Annotated in this window: 12 protein-coding genes; 7 read left to right on the top strand and 5 right to left on the bottom strand. The window is 64.1% G+C overall.

The features are described from left to right. Positions 1–81: 81 nt before the first annotated feature. Positions 82–765, bottom strand: coding sequence for a DUF2490 domain-containing protein (locus J3454_RS07380; protein ID WP_349513084.1), 684 nt, complete (start codon positions 763–765; stop codon positions 82–84). A 101-nt stretch (positions 766–866) separates the two neighbouring features. Next, a complete protein-coding gene (locus J3454_RS07375; RefSeq protein ID WP_349513083.1) occupies positions 867–1,469 on the bottom strand; it encodes a metal-independent carbonic anhydrase family protein in 603 nt (200 codons plus the stop codon). Positions 1,470–1,660: 191 nt separating this feature from the next. On the opposite strand from J3454_RS07375, the gene J3454_RS07370 reads away from it, so the two are divergent. Genes J3454_RS07370 through J3454_RS07355 form a run of 4 tightly spaced genes read left to right on the top strand, consistent with a single transcriptional unit; the run spans position 1,661 to position 5,835 of the window. Next, entirely contained in the window at positions 1,661–2,749 is a 1,089-nt protein-coding gene (locus J3454_RS07370; RefSeq protein ID WP_349513082.1) for a sensor histidine kinase, read from the top strand. Continuing rightward, on the top strand, positions 2,749–3,402 hold the full coding sequence (locus J3454_RS07365) for a response regulator (RefSeq protein WP_349513081.1): 654 nt from the start codon (positions 2,749–2,751) through the stop codon (positions 3,400–3,402). Before J3454_RS07370 ends, J3454_RS07365 begins: the two co-directional genes overlap by 1 nt. After that, positions 3,399–5,357, top strand: a complete 1,959-nt coding sequence (locus J3454_RS07360) for a sensor histidine kinase (RefSeq protein WP_349513080.1) — start codon at positions 3,399–3,401, stop codon at positions 5,355–5,357. The genes J3454_RS07365 and J3454_RS07360 overlap by 4 nt, the downstream gene beginning before the upstream one ends. Positions 5,358–5,361: 4 nt before the next feature. After that, positions 5,362–5,835: a response regulator gene (locus tag J3454_RS07355; protein ID WP_349513079.1), complete on the top strand. Its 474-nt coding sequence runs from the start codon at positions 5,362–5,364 to the stop codon at positions 5,833–5,835. A 139-nt stretch (positions 5,836–5,974) separates the two neighbouring features. On the opposite strand, the gene J3454_RS07350 is transcribed toward J3454_RS07355, so the two are convergent. Then, positions 5,975–6,298 (bottom strand): MliC family protein, encoded by a 324-nt coding sequence (locus J3454_RS07350; RefSeq protein ID WP_349513078.1) that lies wholly within the window; start codon positions 6,296–6,298, stop codon positions 5,975–5,977. Between the two features lie 50 nt (positions 6,299–6,348). Next, positions 6,349–7,020, bottom strand: coding sequence for a queuosine precursor transporter (locus J3454_RS07345; RefSeq protein ID WP_349513077.1), 672 nt, complete (start codon positions 7,018–7,020; stop codon positions 6,349–6,351). 203 nt (positions 7,021–7,223) lie between these two features. On the opposite strand from J3454_RS07345, the gene J3454_RS07340 reads away from it, so the two are divergent. From J3454_RS07340 to J3454_RS07330, 3 genes are all read left to right on the top strand, one after another. Next, positions 7,224–8,702, top strand: coding sequence for a NupC/NupG family nucleoside CNT transporter (locus J3454_RS07340; protein WP_349513076.1), 1,479 nt, complete (start codon positions 7,224–7,226; stop codon positions 8,700–8,702). Positions 8,703–8,760: 58 nt separating this feature from the next. Then, entirely contained in the window at positions 8,761–9,690 is a 930-nt protein-coding gene (locus tag J3454_RS07335) for an isopenicillin N synthase family dioxygenase (protein ID WP_349513075.1), read from the top strand. A 260-nt stretch (positions 9,691–9,950) separates the two neighbouring features. Continuing rightward, entirely contained in the window at positions 9,951–13,487 is a 3,537-nt protein-coding gene (locus J3454_RS07330) for a TonB-dependent receptor (protein ID WP_349513074.1), read from the top strand. 115 nt (positions 13,488–13,602) lie between these two features. Here the strand turns inward: J3454_RS07330 and J3454_RS07325 are convergent, their stop codons facing one another. Further along, positions 13,603–16,614, bottom strand: a complete 3,012-nt coding sequence (locus J3454_RS07325; protein ID WP_349513073.1) for an ATP-binding protein — start codon at positions 16,612–16,614, stop codon at positions 13,603–13,605. Positions 16,615–16,699 lie beyond the last annotated feature (85 nt).

Here is a 16,699-nt window from a genome sequence, read left to right as displayed (position 1 = left end):
GCAGCCGACGCTGCCCTGCTCAGCCTATAAATGACTGCTACTCGACCCCGGCGAGCTTACAATTGTTATGCGAGTATCTGATCAGAATGACATGAACAGGTTCACGTTTGCGACGTGGTCCATGCGGTTCTCGCCTTCGCGGAAGACCGCCTGGTTGAGATAGCCCGGCACCACCTCGATCCTTTCCGCAATCGGGATCGAGACCCCGGCGAAATTGCGCCAGACACTGAGGCCGCCGCGCTGGAAATCGGTTTCGTTCAGCTCGATGAAGGGCTCGGTGTAGGCGACCAGCTTGTTGTTTTCGCTGATCGGCACCCGCAGCTGGACGAAATTACGGAACCGCCACGAGGTGCTTTCACCCTCTTCGAAGGTGCGCTGTTCGAGGCGCGTGCGGCTGTCGAGGGTAATGCCGTCCCGATCGAAAAGCCTGACATTCAGCTCCTGATAGTAACGGTGTTCGTTCAGTTTGACCGGGCCGATAGGGTCGGTGAGGATATAGGCATAGCCTCCGCCGATGCTCACGTCCTTGTTCAGGCGATAGCCGACCAGCATGCGCAGCAGCAGCTGGCCGAGCCGGTCGGCATCATTCGTGAACCGTTCCTGCGCTTCCCCCCGCACGAACCAATCGCCATCCTCGTCCACGTCGGCCACGACGAACTGACCGGCCCAGACGTTCAAGTCGTCCTCGGTTGCAGCGGCAGGGGAGGCGGCGAAAGCGAGCGCACTCGCGCCCACAGCAATCTTGAGAGCCGCGTTATGCGTCATGAGAAGGAATACTCGGTTAGAGGCCTGAAGGAGGGCGGAAGCAAAGCCATGGTCGCCGCTGCGCCGATCCTCCCGGAAGCGGCGCAGCGGACCTGGCCGGTTCAACCGCCGCTATAAGGAATGGTCGAACTGTGAACGGCCATCTTCAGCTTGCCTTGCGCGTCGCGGATGTACCCGATCGTGTATTCGACCTTGGTCTCTGCGCCTCCATCGGCCGGGGTGAAGTAGTAGTTCCCCATCGCCACGGCCATGTGACACACATTGTTCATGATCCCGGCGTTCTGCCAGCGGACGTTGGTCCATGGCTTGATCGCGAAGCCCTTGTCTTCGGGAAAGGATTCGTTGCCGCCCACGAAGTAGGAGAGCGCGCCGTCAAAACCAGGACGGAACTGTTCGACCGCGGCAAGCGTCGGCTTGAACAGCACAAGGCTGAGATCATAGGCGTAGAACTCGTCGATGTGGTCTGCGGCTGCCTCGCGGTAGTCGCCGCCATCGCGGAAGACCTTGCCGATCCGCACGATTCCGTCACCCCATTCGTCCTGCCGCGCGATCACCTCCTTTTCGGTGATGCATTCGAGCTGGGCTTCGGTCGGCTGCATATTGGTGCCCGCGCCAATGGGTGCGGTCATGGCCTGAGCATAGGTGGGCGTGCCCACGGCGAGGGCAATGCTCGCAGCGGCGATGGCGAGGGATGTCTTGGTCATGGCAGGTGTCTCCATTAGCACGTGGTCCGAACGCGCGTCGCAGCATTGCCGCCTGTCGTCAGGGGCTCGGTCGCAGCACGTGGAAGAGAGATACTGTGTTGCGCACTCCGGAAAATCGGCCATTCGGATCCCCTTGCGGCCTAGGCCGGGTGGCCTATGCGCTTTTGCCTCAAGGCTCTAAACTGGAGAGCATGGTGACGCGCCCCTACGCCCTTTCTTCCGATGCCGAGACGGTTGCCGAATTGCGCGAGCTCTACCGCGCTTCAGAGGCGCGCGCGGCGCGTTTACGGTTGCTGTCGACATCGGGGCGCGAATTGGCGAAGGCCGATGACGGGACGTTGAACCACGTGCTGCAGACGTGCGCTGAGCGCCTCGCATTTTTCGCCGGCCGCCAGTCCGCCGAGATCGCCCGTGCCGATGGTGGGCGAGGCATTGCGATCAAGGCGCCAGGAGCGGGCGGCGCGGTGGTGGCGCGGCTTGTCATCCCCGATCTAGAAGAGATTGATGCGGTCCCGGATGTCGAGGATCGCGAAGCTTTTCGGATGCATCTCGAACTGATGGGCACGACCATCGACCGGATTGCGCGCGAGCGCGAACGCAGCGAGTTGCTCGCCGCGCTGCAGGAGCGCGAGAAGCGGCTCGCGCTGATGCTGGAGAAGGTGTTCACTGCGCAGGAGGAGGAACGCCGGCGGGTCAGCCATGAACTGCATGACGGGGTGGCGCAGACGGCAACCGCGCTTGTCCGCCTGCTGGAGGGTGCGGAAAGTGCCGGCGCTGCGGCTGTCGGCCCCGCACCCAAGCAGGTTGCGCGCGGCCTGGTGTCCGAACTGCGCCGTGTCATCGCCGGCCTGCGCCCGACTCTGCTCGATGACCTCGGCCTGCTGGCCGCGCTGCAGTCACTGGGCGAAGGGCTCGCAGCCGAAGGCTTTGCTGTGCGGATGGTGCTCGAAGGGAAGAACGCAAGGCTCGCTCCGATGATCGAGACTGCGCTGTTCCGGGTCGCGCAGGAGGCGATTGCGAACATCCACAAGCATGCGGGCGGCCCTTGCGCAGTCACCATCGAGGCGCGGCTGGATGACGATCCCGTTGTCCTCAGGATCATCGACGAGGGCCGCGGCCCCGCTGTCCCGGTGCGCGGTCAGGACGGCGCGACTGGCCACCGGGTCGGGATCGACGTCATGAACGAACGTATGAGCGCGCTCGGAGGCACACTCGAATGGTCCGGCAAGCCGGGGCGGGGGGTCACGGTCGAAGCGCGGCTGCCGCGCGGGAGTCTATGATGAGCAGCGCTCGGATACTCATCGTCGACGATCACCAACTCGCGCGCGAGGGCCTCGCTGCGGTGTTGACCGGAAAGGGATACGACGTCGTCGGGCTTGCCGACACCGGCGAACAGGCGGTCGAACACGCGCGTGAACTGGTGCCGGACGTGGTGCTGATGGACGTGCGCCTCGGCGCCGGGATCGATGGTCTGGAGGCAACAAGGCGCATCGCCGCGCTCGGCCTGCCGGTCCGGGTGCTGATGCTGACGCTGCATGACATGCCCGGCTATGTCCGCGAAGCGCTTGGCGCAGGGGCGGCGGGCTATGTGCTCAAGGACACGGCAATCGGCGATCTGTGCGCCGCGGTAGAGCAGGTCCTCGCCGGACAGTCGGCCCTGCCGCTCGAGCTTGTCACCGCCGCCTTGCGGGCACCTGTGCTGGCCGCGCCGTCACCGTCCAGCCTCGCGCAGGTTCTTACGACACGCGAACAGCAAGTGGTCGCGCTGGTTGCGGAGGGCCTCACCAACAAGGAAATCGCGCGCGAACTCGGCATCAGCCCGGCGACTGTGAAGGTCCATGTCGAGCGGTTGATCGGCAAGCTCGGCGTCGCGGACAGAACGCAGGCGGCTGTGCTGGCGGTAAAGATGCAGGCGGGAGAGGCCGCGCGATGAGCGCCCGGCGTTCCGCCTTGCTGATGCGAATATGGACCGATCGGCCGCTCGCCTTCAAGGGGTTGGTGGTTGTGGCGATGCCGCTTACCATCCTGCTCGGTTCACTGGTTTCGCTCTACCTCGCAAGTAGCGCAGAGACACGCGCCGAGGACGACGTGCGCCGCGCCTTCGCGATCCAGCGCGACATTTACCAGGTCCACGCGCTGCTGGCCGAGGCGGCAACCGGGGTGCGGGGCTATGCCCTCACCCGCGAGGACCGCTTCCTCGTGCCCTACCGCGCCGCCGAGATCGAGCTTCCCGCGACCTTGCGGCGGCTCGATATTGCAATCGAGGATCCGGTGGTGAGCCGCTATTTCGTCGACTTGCTACAGGTCACCGAGGAAAAGCGCGCAAGCCTCCGGGCCACGGTCGAACTTGCCCGGAGCGAAGAGGCGGCTTCGTCCGAAGCGATCGAGCAGGCGCTGATGGCCAACAAGCTGACACTCGATACCGTGCGGCGCGAGATCGAGAAAATCCAAGCGCGCGAAGCGGTGGTGCTGGATGAACGCCGCGCGCTTGTCGACGAAGTGCGCCGCCGCTTCCTCACGCTGACGGCGGTTAGCGGGCTGGTCGGCCTGCTTGGCAGCCTCGCGGCGGTTTATCTCTTCTCCACCGGCATCGTGCGGCGGGTCAGCAAGCTCGAACATAATGCAGAACTGCTCGCCCGGGGCGAGCGGCTGGTGGATCTGCCCGAGGAAGCGGACGAAATCGGGAGGCTGACGGTCAAACTGGGCCGTGCCAGCGCCCTGCTTCGCGAGCGCGAGGATGACCTGCGCACCAGCGAGGAACGTTTTCGCCTCGTGATTGAGCGGGTGCGCGACTACGGTATCTTCACGCTCGACCGGCAGGGTATCGTAACCAGTTGGAACCTTGGCGCTGAACGCATCAAGGGTTGGCAATCGGACGAGGTCCTCGGCAAGCACTTCAGCCGCTTCTACCCTGACGAGACCCGCGATTTTCTTCCTGCCCTGATGCTTGAACGCGCACGTGCGAACGGCTCGGCCGAGGATGAGGGCTGGCGGGTGCGCAAGGACGGCACGCGCTTCTGGGCCAATGTTGTGATCACCGCCCTGCGCGATGAAAACGGCGCCTTGCAAGGCTTCGCCAAGGTCACCCGAGACATGACCGAGCGGCGCCGGAGTGAGGAGGCCCTGCAACTGGCGCGCGAGGAGGCGGTCGCGGCCAGCCTGGCCAAGAGCGAATTTCTGTCGCGCACCAGCCATGAATTGCGCACGCCGCTGAACGCCATTCTCGGCTTTGGGCAATTGCTCGAGATCGACGCGGAAAACCTGAGCGGACGGCATCAGGAGGCGGTCGAGAGGATCACCCGCGCAGGCCGCCACTTGCTGGCACTGATCGACGACCTGCTCGACATTTCGACCATCGAGGCGGGCGGGGCGGAGATCGAACCCGAACGCATCGACGTCGCGGCGCTGTTGCGCGAAGCACGCGACCTTGCCGAACCGATCGTGGCGAGCGCCGGTCTGCGGTTCGACCTCACGCTGCCCGCCGGATCGCCGAGCGTACATGCCGACCGCCGGCGCTTGACGCAGGTAATCCTCAACCTCGTCGGCAACGCGGCCAAATACAACACGGGCGGGGAGTTCGTCCGGCTCGGAGCCGAGGCGGCCCCAGACGGCCCAGACGGCGGCGTCATTTTCTTCGTCGAGGATGATGGGCCGGGCATCGATCCCGGCAAGATCAATCGGCTGTTCACCGCCTTCGACCGCCTAGGGCAGAACCAAAGGACCAAGACGGAGGGAACCGGGCTTGGCCTCGCGCTCTCCAAAACCCTAGTGCAGTCGATGGGCGGCGAAATCGGTTACACGGCTGGCCAACCGGGCGCGCGTTTCTGGTTTCGGCTGGGCAGCAAGGTGGTGAGAGACGAGGCCGTTACGCAAGCGCAGGAAGGATGACGCGATGGCCGTCCAATTGATCGACAGCGAGGAAATCCTTGCCTGCCGCATCCTCGCGATCGACGACGAGGAAGCAAACGTGCGCCTGCTCGCCAACATCCTCGAGCGCGAAGGCTACCGCGATGTGCATTGCCTGACCGAAAGCACGCGCGCGCTCGAGACCTACATCGCCCTTCAGCCGGACCTCGTCCTGCTCGACCTGATGATGCCCGAGGTCGACGGGTTCCAATTGCTCGAAGCGTTCTCGCGCCATGATGCGGTGGATGAATTTCGCCCGGTCCTTGTGCTTACAGCCGACACCACAATTCAGGCCCGCCGCCGGGCGCTCGCATTGGGCGCCAAGGACTTCGTCTCGAAGCCCTTCGACGTTATCGAGGTCGGGTTGCGCATCGCAAACTTGCTTGAGACGAGGCTGCTCTACGAACGGCTGCGTAGTCGCAAGGCTCTCGCCTCTTTTGTCTCGCCTCCATGCGTATAGCTGGGCGGCGCGCTGGAAGCTTTTCTGTCACATCTCGGTCGCTTCACCCTTGCGGACAGCGCACGCCGACCCGGTGCGATCCGGGAACGGCTGTTGCAGGTTGCGCTCTAGCCCGGGCGACTGCGGGTCCGAGCGGCGCTCACATCCCGCGCGGCACGGCCACCTTCCGGCAGGTCATCGGAGCCATGCGGCCGACGGTCCACATCGCCTCGTCCCCCTTCGACCAGAACTGGTGGGTGGCGCTCATGTATTTCGCGCCTGAGGCTGCGCGATCGGCGAGGATGGTGACCGGGGCGTTGTCGTTCATCTGCACCATCACGCTGCCTGTATCGACATAATCGACCTTCAGGCGCGTGCCGCCGCCGCAATCGTAATAGGTGCTCGCACCCGGCCCGCCGACGCTTTCGTTGCAGGCGCCGAGCGCAATGGTGCCGGCAAGCAGGACTATGACTGCGATTTTCATGTGACATTCTCCCCCGTTATGGCGAAAGGATAACCCACGTCCGCGCAGCCTCAAAGCGCTGAATCGCGGCCCCGCCGATCCAGCCAGCGCGCCGCGCGCACCCCGAAGGTGATCAGGAATGGCACCAGAATGACGCTCAGCACCACCTTGGCGATCACTTGCCCGATCAGCAGATTGCCTATCTCGCGTTCCCCGTAAAACGCAAGTGTGACGAAGATAATCGAATCTACTGCTTGACTGAGCGCTGATGCAACCGCGCCGCGTGCCATCAAGCCTAAGGTCGTCGCCTCTCCCTCACCCTTCAGTCTGTCAAAGATCCAGATGTTGAGAAGCAAGGAAACAAAATATGCTGCTGGGCCCGCCGCCATGATCCTAGGGGTGGTGGCATGGATTAGCTGAAATGCCTCCAGCCCCTCGGGCCACATCTTTGGGTCTGCTGGGAGAGAGAGAACGAAAAAAATCAACGCTATGGACGCTGCGAGAGGCAGAAAGCCCCATATTACCAACCGATTGGCGAGACCTTTTCCATGAACCTGAGCAATTGAACTTGAGAGAACAACAAGGATCAGGAACGCGAATATGCCTGCTTCGACGCCAAGCTGTGTAGGCCAAAGTTGAACTTGCTTAACGGCGAGAAAGCCAGCCAACACTGTCATTCCGCCATACAGCAGACAAAATACGAACAGTGACATCGGGAGTGCCGCAGGCTGGGTGTCGTTCATCGCAAAGGGGGTAGCCAGCGCACGGGCAAAAGAAAAGCGCCGCCAACCGTGATGTCACCACAATGTCGTATCGCCTTGCGGTTCCCGGCTTGCAACTGCCTGCGCAAACTGCCACGCCCGTATCGCGGCAGCGGCGGAGCCATCCTTCGCAGGCCATCGGGGATCAGGTCGCATTTGCGCAAAACAAGGGGCAGTTCGCAGCCGTGAACGAAAGTATCACGTCCATCCTGCTGAGCCTGGCAGGGGTCGTCGCCATTCTGGCCATCGCTTTTCTGTTGTCCTCCGCCAAGCGCAAGATCAACCTGCGCGTGGTCGGATCGGCCTTCGCCTTGCAGGCCTTCACCGCGCTGATCGTGCTGCGTACCGATATCGGCGTGGCGGTGATCGGTGGGCTTTCGGGCGGCGTGATCGCGCTGCTCGATTTCTCCAAGGTCGGGATCACCAGCGTGTTCGGGCCGATGGAAAGCAATCCCTTCGCCAACACCTTCGTGATCGCCGCATTGCCGGTGATCGTGTTCTTCGCCGCGATCGTTTCGATCCTTTACCACCTCGGCATCATGCAGCGGCTGGTGCGCTGGGTCGGCGGGGCGATCGGCTGGATCACCGGCATCAGCCGGGTCGAGGCGCTGGGCGCCGCGGCGAATATTTTCGTCGGTCAGTCGGAAAGCCCGCTGGTGGTGCGGCCCTATCTCGCTTCGCTCTCGCCCGCGCGTCTGTTCACGCTGATGGTGGTCGGCATGGCGGGCGTGGCCGGCACCATTCTGGCGGCCTATGCCAGCTTTATCGGCACGGACGCCGTCCCGTTCCTGCTGGCGGCGGCGTTCATGTCAGCGCCGGGCGGCATTCTGATGGCGAAGATCATCATGCCCGACGATGCGCCGTTCGCGCCCAGCCGCGATAACGGAGTTGGCGCGGCTGCCGTGCTGCGCGCGCGGGGCAAGTCCAATGTCGTTGCCGAAGCGACCCGCGTGGTGATGTATGACGAAAACGGGCAGGAAGTGGAATTGCCGCAAGCCCGGATCAGCGCGGTCGGCTCGGCCGCCATGGTCGAAAGCGGCAAGTCCGACGAGGTAACGGCGGCAGAAACTTTCGAAGAAGGCCATCGCCCCGCCAACATCATCGAAGCCGCAGCGCAAGGCACGCAGACCGGTGTGAAGCTGGCGGTCGCGGTCGGCGCTATGGTGATGGTGTTCGTTGCGCTGGTGGCGCTTGCCAACGGGATGCTTGGCGGCATCGGTTCGGGCATCGTCGCGCTCTCCGCCGGGGTCGGAGCGCCGATGGGGCCGGAAACCGCCGTGTGGTTCGAAACCCTCAGCTTCCAGAAACTGCTCGGCTATCTGTTTGCCCCTGTGATGTTCCTGATCGGCATCCCCGACTGGGAACAGGCGCGCATCGCGGGCGGATTGTTCGGCACCAAGATCGTGCTCAACGAATTCGTCGCCTTCATCGATCTGGGCGCGATGACCGGCGATCAGCTGACGGCGCGCAGCCGCGCCATCGTCACTTTCGCGCTGTGCGGGTTCGCCAATTTCAGCTCGATCGCGATCCAGATGGCCGTGACCGGCGGCCTGGCCCCGAACCAGCGCCCGGTGATCGCGCGGCTGGGGCTGAAGGCGCTCGCCGCAGGCAGCCTCGCCAACCTGATGAGCGCCGCGCTGGCGAGTCTGTTCCTGCCGTTCTGAACCGCTTGATCCCGGACCCTCTTGGCAGCCGCGCGGGCGCGGGTGTAAGGGCACGCACATGAACGCTATCGCATCCGTCTCCCTCGCCCAACCGCTTGACACCATCGCCGACGAACTGGGGCGCAGCTTTGCCGAATACGGCTTTGCCGTGGTGCGCGATCACGGCATTCCGCAGCACTTGATCGACGAGGCCGAGGCGGTCTCCAAAGCATTCTTCGCACTGCCGGACAGCGTCAAGCGCAGCTACAAGGTCGATGGCGGCGGCGGCGCGCGCGGCTACACCCCGTTCGGCACCGAAAAGGCGAAGGACGCCGAGGTGTTCGACCTCAAGGAGTTCTGGCACGTCGGCCGCAGCCTGCCGCCCGGCCACCCCCTCACCGAATTCATGGCGCCCAACATCTGGCCCGACGAAGTCGAAGGCTTCCGCGAGACCATGAGCGCACTGTTCGCCGCGTTCGAGGCCGCCGGCGCGCGCGTGCTGGAAGCGATTGCGCTGCACCTTGGCCGCCCGCGCGACTTCTTCGCCGCCAGCGTGGAAGACGGCAATTCGGTGATGCGCCTGCTGCATTACCCGCCGCTCGGCGAAGGCGCGCCCGAAGGTGCGATTCGCGCCGCCGCGCATGGCGACATCAACACCATCACCCTGCTGCTCGGCGCCGAGGAAGCGGGCCTCGAACTGCTGACCCGGCAGGGCGAATGGCTGCCCATTCCCGCAGCGGAAGGCGCGTTGGTAATCAATGTCGGCGATATGCTCGAACGCCAGACCAACGGCCGCCTGCGGTCGACCACGCACCGGGTCGTCAACCCGCGCGGGGAAGCGGCGCGCCGGTCTCGCTATTCGATGCCGTTCTTCCTGCATTTCCGGCCCGATTTCCTGATCGAACCGCTGCCGGAATGCGTGGGCGCAGACGATCCGGCCCCGCCGCCCGAGCCGATTTCCGCACATGATTTCCTGATGCAGCGCCTGCGCGAGATCAATCTCGCCTGAGTCGGCCGCGGCGGCCCCAAAAAGCGGTGCTGCCAAAAACCTTCTGCTCGTTGCACGGATGCAACACCTGATTCCGGAAGTCGCAGAAATGCGCGCGAAATTGTGCGCTGCAGGATAGCCTACGTTAGGAAACGCATTGTGAGCCCGGGCGGTTTCATCAAACTGTCACAGAACAGTCGCTTTTCCGCAGTCAGGCGGGCCTAGTGGAGCCCGACACCCTCTCTCGTTCACCCTCTCCATTGTCATCAGGGGCTACTTTCATGAAACTCAGGTACCTGCTCGCAGCAAGCGTCGTCAGCCTTGCTGCCACCACCACGACCTTCGTCGCGCCGGCCGCGGCCCAGCAGATCACTTCGGGCGTCGAAGGCCAGATCACCGACGACAGCGGCAACGCCATCTCGGGCGCTGTGGTGACCGTCACCAACACCTCGACCAATGCGACCCGCACCACCACCACCGGTTCGGACGGCGGTTTCCGCATCACCTCGCTGCAGCCGGGTGAGTATGACATCACCGTGGTCGCCGACGGTTACGAAGGCCAGACGGTCGAAAACGTCGCCACCAACATCGGCGGCCGTACCGCGTTCAACTTCACGCTCGCATCGACCGCCGCCGGCGGCAGCGACAACACCATCGTCGTGACCGGCGCCCGCGCACGGGTCAGCCAGGTCGCTGTCGGGCCGGGCACCGCCTTCGGTAAGGAAGAGCTCGAATCCTTCCCGTCGATCACCCGCGACATTCGCGACATCATCCGCATCGATCCGCGCGTCGCGCTCGACAACCAGAACGACGTGGAGCGCATTTCCTGCCTCGGCGGCAATGACCGTTCGAACACCTTCACCGTCGACGGTATCGTGCAGGCCGACGTGTTCGGCCTCAACGGCACCCCGTTCGCCGCGCGTAACGCGCTGCCGCTGCCGTTCGACGTGGTCGACCAGGTTTCGGTTGAATTCGCGCCGTTCGATGTCGAATATTCGGACTTCACCGGCTGTCTCGTGAACGTCGTCACCAAGGGCGGCGGCAACGAGTTCAGCGGATCGGCCTTCATCACCTATTTCGATGGCGGCATGGTCGGCGATCTCGACACCGGCAGCCAGGAAAAGCGCTGGGGCGCGACGCTCTCCGGCCCGATCATCAAGGATCGTCTGTTCTTCAGCTTCGGCTATGAAGAAACCGATCTGGGCGACGGCAACGAATTCGGCCCCACGGGCGGCGGCTTCGTCAACGAAGCCAACTTCGTGACCCAGGACCAGTTCGACGAATTCTCGCAGATCGCGAATAACGTCTACGGCATCGACACCGGTGGCTACCCGCTCCAGCTTCCCGAAGCTTCGGTGCGTTATTTCGGTCGTCTCGACGCCGTGCTCGCTGAAGGCCACCGTCTCGAAGCCACCTACCAGCGTCTCGAAGAAACCAACGTCGAGTCCGATGTCGGCGACCAGAACCTGACCGGCCTCAATTCCTTCGAGGACGAAGGCACGATTTCGAATTACTACTCGGTCCGTCTCTACTCCGAGTGGAACGATATGATCTCGACCGAACTGCGCGTCAGCCGCGCCGAAGTGGGCGACGTGCAGGGTCCGTTCGGCGGCGGGGAAGCGCAGTCGGACAACCCGATCGTGCGCCTTGCCGTTGGCGTTCCGGCTGTACCGGGTGAAACCACCCAGAACGGCTTGCTGACCACCGGACCGGGCATCTTCCGTTCGGCCAACCAGCTCGATACCAAGATCGATCAGGCCCGCTTCCAGATGAACATCGATGCTGGCGGCGGCCACTTCTTCAAGTTGGGCGCCGAAATCAACGATCTGGAAGTGTTCAACCTGTTCGCAGTCAACGCGACCGGCACGCTGTTCTTCCGCAGCCTCGACGATTTCCGCAACGGGATCGTCGCGGGAGGCGATTTCTCCAGCGTGTTCGGCGATCTTGCCGACGATCTGATCGACGGCAATTCCGATGGTGAGTTCCTCGGCGGCGGTACCATCAATGCCTCGCCCACCGGCGACATCAACGAAGCGGGCGCGCTGTTCAGCCGCCAGATCTATTCGTTCTATGCCCAGGACGAATGGCAGGCGACCGACCAGCTGGCGATTACTGCCGGTATCCGCGCGCAGATCTTCGATGGCGATGCGCCGCGCGCAAACCCGACCTTCTTCGCTCGCTACGGCTTCAGCAATGCCACCCCGTTCAGCCGGCTCGACACGCAGCTGCTGCCGCGTCTTTCGGCGACCTACGAATTCGACAATGACGGGTTCTTCTCGAATTCGCGTCTGACTGGCGGCGTGGGCGTGTTCTCGGGCGGCGATCCGGTGGTGTATTTCTCCAACGCCTTCTCGAACAACGGGTTTGCGGTTGGCGAAGGAAGCACCTTCAATTCGCGGTGCGATGGCTTCACCAACCCGGATGGTTCGTTCAGCGTGGTGCAGGGCGGTACTTTCACCGGCTTCCCGAGCTGTGCCATTGCCGCAGGCTCGGCCCAGGCCGCTGCCGGTCTGGCCGACACCCAGTCGACCGATCCCGAATTCGACGTGCCGACCGTGGTGCGCGCAAATCTGGGCTTCAAGACCACCTTCGGCACCCAGACCGGGTTCTTCAGCAACTGGAACCTGAACCTCGATTACATCTACTCGCGGTTCAACGACACGCTGAACTTCGTCGATCTGGCGCAGAGCCCCAACATCACCCGCGGTCTCAACGGCTTCACGGTTGACGGGCGCCCGATCTACGCGGCGATCGATCCGACAGATTCCGATGCTGCTGGCTGCAACGCCACGCTTGATTACTCGGGCGGTACGCCGCCGGTGTGGCAGGGCGTGACCGCTGCTTGCTTCAACCGCATCGGCCGTGACGACGAAATCCAGCTCACCAACGGGCCGAGCTACGAAAGCCACGTCGCCTCGATCATTCTGTCGAAGCGGTTCCAGGGCGGGCTGTTCACCGATGGCGGTTCGTTCAACGTGAACCTGGGCTACGCCTTCACCGACTCGGAAAACAACCGCAATAATGGTTCGTCGACCGCTACCTCGTCATACGACATCACGGCGGCCTTCGACCGGCAGAACCCGGCGGTGTCGACTTCGAACTTCGAAACCCGGCACAACATCACCGCCACCTTCAACCTGCAGGAAGAATTCATCGATGGGTATGACACCAACATCGGCGTGTTCTTCCGGGCGCGTTCGGGTCTGCCTTACAGCCTGACCTTCGATGGCGGTGCGGTGTTCAACGACTCCTCGTCGGGTTCGGACAATGCGCTGCTCTACGTGCCGACCGGACCGAACGATCCGAACCTGACAACTTTTTCAGGCGGCACTTTTTCGGCAACCCAGCTGGCGGCGTTGCAGGCCGCGCAGACCAATGCGGTCAACTCGCTCACCCAGTATGTCGCAGACAGTGGTTGCGACTTCACCCCCGGTGCGTCGATCCAGCGCAACACCTGTAATCAGGACTGGCATTTCGATGTCGACCTGCGGTTCAGCCAGGAACTGCCGTTCATCGGCAAGCTGACCGGTATCAAGCAGGACCGTGTGACCCTGTTCGCTGACTTCCAGAACTTCCTCAACCTGCTCGACAATGACTGGAACGTGCTTCGCAGCCGCCCGGAATTCGTCGATCTGGTCGATGCCGGGATCAACATCGATGATCCGGACAGCGCCAACCCTGATGATCGTCTGATTGTCGGCGGCGTGGACAGCCAAGGGCGCTACGCGATCAGCGGCTTCGCACCGGACGATCAGAACTTCATCGCTCCCGGACCGTCGGCCTGGCGGATCCAGATCGGTGCGCGCTACGAATTCTAATTCGCAGCCTGCCTGACACGAGACATGAGCGGCGGGGCCTTCGGGCTCCGCCGTTAGTGTTTGGGGGCCGTTAGAAACCTGAAGGCGTTGATATCGTGCCGGGCACCCCGGCAGATCAGCTGGCCGCGCTGCCGACCTCGTTCAGCCCCGGATCACCGGAACGATGGGCCAGCGCCAGCAGGTCGCGCGCCAGTGCCGCGCAGGTCTCCCCCGCTTGCGCGGTCGCCAGCGCCCTTTCCAGTGCGCTCGCGCTGTCGCCCAGTTCCGGTTCGCCGAACATGCCCGCACTGCCCGCGAGCTTGTGCAGCAGCGCCGCCAGCTTCCGCGCAGCCGGAGACGCCGCACGCCCGGCCGACAGCGTATCGTCGTGCAAGGCCGCCCGCACCGCCTCGACCGCTTCGTGCCGCCGCCGCTCCCACCGGGCGACGAGGTGCGGCGAAATACTGGCCGCCGCAGCGCATTGAGCGGGCAGGGCCTTGCCGTGCGGCGGTGTCTCGACGATCCGGGTCGGCAGCCAGCGTTGCAGCGCCCGCGCCAGATCGGTCAGCGCAATCGGCTTGGCCAGATGCGCCTGCATCCCCGCCGCACGGGCTGCCGCGATATCTTCCGGAAAGGCATTGGCGGTGAGCGCGACGATCGGCAGCAGGTCTGGCCCGATCCCCTCGGCCCGGATGGCGCGGGTCGCGGCATAGCCGTCGCAGCCGGGCATCTGCACATCCATGAGCACCAGATCGAACAGCGTGCCGCGCATCACGGTGTCGATCACCATCGCGATGGCCTCGTTCCCGTCATGCGCAATCGCCACCTCCTGCCCGCAGCTTTCGAGCATTTCGGTCATCAGCATCCGGTTGATGTCGTGATCCTCGACCAGCAGGATGCACGAGGCTGCCGGGAGATCGGCGGGCGCAATCGGTTCGGCTTCCGCGCGCGCGCGATCCGGACTGGCGAGCCGCGCGGGCAGAGAAAGGGTGAAGCGCGAACCTGTGCCCGGTTCGCTCTCCACCGCGATCCGCCCGCCGAGCAGGGTGGCAAGCTGGCGGCTAATGGACAGGCCAAGCCCGGTTCCGCCGAACCGGCGCGCGGTGCTGCTTTCGCCCTGAATAAAGGGCTGGAAGATCGTCTCAAGCCGGGCATTGGTGATACCGATCCCGGTATCGGCCACGGTGATGCACACATCGCCTTCGCTCACTTGGTAAGAGAGCCGGATACTGCCCGTCTCGGTGAACTTGACCGCATTGCCGAGCAGATTGAGCATGATCTGCCTCAGTCTGAGGCCATCGGTGACCACCCATGGTTGCCGTTCATCGTCACGGCGGCCATCGGGCGCATCGCCGGCCCCACCCGCGAATTCCAGCGTCAGCCCTTTCTGCTCCGCCGCGTGCCGGTGCAGCGCGGCGCATTCCGCCAATGTGGCGCGCAGATCCACAGGGGCGTGATCGACGGTGAACTGCCCGCTTTCGATCTTGCTGAGATCGAGCACGTCGTTGAGCAGCATCATCATCGAGCGGCCTGATTGCACGATCATTTCGGCATGGCGCTGTTGATCGGCGTCCAGTTCGCCCTGCAGCAGCAGTTCGGCAAAGCCCAGCACCCCGTTCATGGGTGTGCGGATTTCGTGGCTCATATTGGCGAGGAATTCCGATTTGGCCTGCGCCGCATTTTCGGCATGGCGGCGGGCGCGGGTCAGCAGCAGTTCCAGCTCGACCCGCTCGGTCACGTCGCGCGCGGCCACCACCACGCCTTCGCGCAGCCCAGTCGCGGGATCGCGGATAATCGCGCAGTCGGCCTCGAGGAACACCGGCGTGCCATCGGGACTGTCCTTGAACCGGCGATAGGTCACGCGCTCCTTGTCAGAAGTGCCATCGCGCAGCCGGCCGAAAGCCAGCACCACCCGGTCGCGCGCATCGGCATGGAGCCGGGCTGCCACCGGCCTGCCGATGAACGCTTCGGGCAGTGCTCCCATCACTTCAAGCACCGAGGGCGAGGCATAGGTGCACACTCCGTCAAGATCGTAACGCAGCACCGCATCGGTGATGTTGTCGGCGAGCAGATCGACCTGCTGCTTGCCCGCTTCAAGCTGGGCCATCATCCGGTCGCGCCCCGCGAGGATCGCGGCGACCGGCAGCCCGGTGAGGAAATTGGCGGCGATGAAGGCTTGCAGCAGGTGCAGTTGCGCAATGCTGCTGATCGATGCCGCCGCAATCGGGCCCAGCCCGGCCCAGGTCATCGCCGCCGCCACCAGCGCAACCCCCGTCACATGCACTGCGGTGCCGAGGCTGCCGAGCCGGAACGCGTGCAGCAGAGTGATCGGCTGGATCAGGAAGATCAGCGGATAGGGCGCCTGATTGAACACCAGCAGCGCGCAGGTCATGCCGCCCATCAGCAGCGCCAGCTGTTCGAGCCGGTTCGCAGGTGCCGCCCGCAGCGTGCCGCGCAGCCGGTCTACCAGCAGCAGGCAGGCAGGTACGATCAGCACCATCGCCATGCTGTCTGTCAGGAACCATGTCACCGCACCTTCGCGCAGCGCCGCAAGATCGCTGCCCATGACCGGTGCGGCGAGCAGCCCCGACAGCAGCGGCCCGACCAGCCCGCCCGCCCAGACAAAGCGCGCCAGATCGGACAGGCGGGTCATATCGCACGAATGCCCCGCGCCTTGCCGGGTCAGCGCCAGCACCAGCGCGATCTCCACCGTGTTGGCGAAGGAAAACACCAACACCACCTCCCCCGGCAACTGCGCGACCATATTGGCAGCAAGCCCGGCGAAGAAGGTCAGCGCCAGGAACAGCCATTCATTGCCGATCCGGGCGCGCAGCAGCACGGCCACCGCCACCGCATTGGGGAGCCATATCGGCGTCACCGTGTCGCCGCTGCCTGCCAGAATGAGGCTTATGCAGGCCAGCGCAAGAAAACCAGCGCCGCCGATCAACGCCGCGATCAGCGCATGGCGATCGATCGGTCCGGACGCAATCCGCAGGGCAGCCAGCCATGGGCGCTGCGGCAGGGCCAGGGGGAGAGGTGCAGGAAGGTCAAGGCGAATGGCTTGCGCGCACGGAGGCACACCGTCCCGGCTGGCGGAATCGCTGCTGGTGTCCGGGCTATCATGCCCGGCACCGTCGCCAGAGTTCATTGCGCGATCGATCCTCGGGCTCCATCGCCAAAATCCATCGCTATGCTATAGGAAGTCGCGTCGAGTTTCCGTCATAACCTCACCC

Origin of the sequence: Erythrobacter sp. NFXS35 (assembly GCF_040148725.1) — a bacterium.
Lineage (GTDB): Bacteria > Pseudomonadota > Alphaproteobacteria > Sphingomonadales > Sphingomonadaceae > Erythrobacter.
This window is presented reverse-complemented; position numbering and strand designations above follow the sequence as displayed.

Coding starts and splice junctions, on each gene's coding strand:
- J3454_RS07380 (WP_349513084.1), bottom strand. CDS start 765: ATGACGCATAACGCGGCTCTCAAGATTGCTGTGGGCGCGAGTGCGCTC.
- J3454_RS07375 (WP_349513083.1), bottom strand. CDS start 1,469: ATGACCAAGACATCCCTCGCCATCGCCGCTGCGAGCATTGCCCTCGCC.
- J3454_RS07370 (WP_349513082.1), top strand. CDS start 1,661: ATGGTGACGCGCCCCTACGCCCTTTCTTCCGATGCCGAGACGGTTGCC.
- J3454_RS07365 (WP_349513081.1), top strand. CDS start 2,749: ATGAGCAGCGCTCGGATACTCATCGTCGACGATCACCAACTCGCGCGC.
- J3454_RS07360 (WP_349513080.1), top strand. CDS start 3,399: ATGAGCGCCCGGCGTTCCGCCTTGCTGATGCGAATATGGACCGATCGG.
- J3454_RS07355 (WP_349513079.1), top strand. CDS start 5,362: ATGGCCGTCCAATTGATCGACAGCGAGGAAATCCTTGCCTGCCGCATC.
- J3454_RS07350 (WP_349513078.1), bottom strand. CDS start 6,298: ATGAAAATCGCAGTCATAGTCCTGCTTGCCGGCACCATTGCGCTCGGC.
- J3454_RS07345 (WP_349513077.1), bottom strand. CDS start 7,020: ATGAACGACACCCAGCCTGCGGCACTCCCGATGTCACTGTTCGTATTT.
- J3454_RS07335 (WP_349513075.1), top strand. CDS start 8,761: ATGAACGCTATCGCATCCGTCTCCCTCGCCCAACCGCTTGACACCATC.
- J3454_RS07330 (WP_349513074.1), top strand. CDS start 9,951: ATGAAACTCAGGTACCTGCTCGCAGCAAGCGTCGTCAGCCTTGCTGCC.
- J3454_RS07325 (WP_349513073.1), bottom strand. CDS start 16,614: ATGAACTCTGGCGACGGTGCCGGGCATGATAGCCCGGACACCAGCAGC.